At 56.0% G+C, this 1,389-nt stretch carries 1 protein-coding gene; it reads right to left on the bottom strand.

The genetic code is table 11. The features are described 5' to 3' along the window. Window positions 1–43 precede the first annotated feature (43 nt). Window positions 44–1,222 carry an integrase core domain-containing protein gene (locus KY379_RS27125; RefSeq protein ID WP_133332265.1) on the bottom strand — a complete coding sequence of 393 codons (1,179 nt, stop codon included), beginning with the start codon at window positions 1,220–1,222 and terminating at the stop codon, window positions 44–46. Window positions 1,223–1,389: the final 167 nt, after the last annotated feature.

The raw sequence follows: 1,389 nt of genomic DNA on the forward strand, positions 1-1,389 counted from the left end.
GGAGCATGTACGGGTCACCCTCATGGGTTACACAAAAGTTCGTTCACATAGGTGACAACACCTGAAGTCTTACATAACCATCATCGGCTTCCCGCTCATCGACCCTGCCGAGAATGATTGGGCCGAAAATAACATCCCACACCCCATCCCCGACCCGCTCCAGCCCAATGGTTTGGTGCTTGAGCACGTAACCTACATAGATCCTCAAACCCCGGCGGTTGACGATGCCACTACAGTCAGCTTGTAGGCTCTCGATATGACTGGGGTAAGTCATTTCGGGTAGTTTTTCCGGAAACGGGCGTGGCGAAGGCTGATAACAGGACGCTGGCGTTTTCTGCTTCAGTGCTTCGTGCAATCGCTCGTAATTGTAGTGTTGCCGGAAGCGATCGAAGTGCCGCTGTTGAGCCTCCCAAGCCACTGCGGGCGGGGATGGAAGCGTACTTTTGAGTGTCCGGTGCATACGCTCGTGCCGACCATTTTGCTCCGGCCTGCCAGGCGCAATACGTTCAGGAATGATGCCCAGGCGCAGCCACCAAATAGACAGCTGGGAGAGGCCTGCGCGCCCTTTACTCGCAAACGGCACGCCGTTATCGGTTCGGATACGTTCAGGTAGCCCGTTTTCGCGAAAGACCTCAGCGAACACAGTCTGTGTCTCCAGGAAGTTCGTGTTGGCCATGCTGTGGCACGCAAGCAAGAAGCGACTGGCGTGATCCATGATCGTCAACGGATAGCACCAGACCCCTGCTCCTGTCAGAAACTGGCCTTTGTAGTCCGCAGTGAATAGCTGATTGGGCGACTCCGCTTTCTCCAATGGCTTGGGATAGACCGCTACACGCTGACGCAGGCGTCGCGGTTTGATCAGATCGGCCTTCTTGAGGATGTTGTAGATCGTTGTCTTGGAGGGAGGCGCCTGGTCTGGAAAACGCGCCTGCAATGCTGCCTGGATCTTCTTGGGCCCAGGCTCCGTCTGGCCTTGACCACGCAGCTCGATGATGGCCTCGCGAATGGCGACGGGTACAACCCAGTCTTGCGTCAGCCGGCGACGACTGCGCTCCTCCAGGCCCGCCGGGCCCTCTTTCTCGTAGCGCTCGACCCACTTGTATCCGGTCTTTCGACTGATCTCATAGGCCTCGCAGAGGGCGCTGAAGCTAGGCGGACCCTGCAGGTAATCCGCGATAAAAAGCGTTTTCATGTCCATAGGTTTCAGCTCTCGCCAAGGCATGGTCAGATCCTCGAAAAACCGACCATGCCAGTTAAAAACTGTTACCTATGTGCGTGAACTGATTTGTAACCCATGTGGGTGAGTCATACCAGCAAGCGGTTTTGTGCAACTTTTTCCAAGAAAAAAGTTGCCCGCCGTAAAGGCGGAAGGGGCCAGTAGCGCCGCTA

This window comes from Pseudomonas sp. HD6422 (genome assembly GCF_025377065.1).
GTDB classification, from domain to species: Bacteria; Pseudomonadota; Gammaproteobacteria; order Pseudomonadales; family Pseudomonadaceae; genus Aquipseudomonas; species Aquipseudomonas putida_U.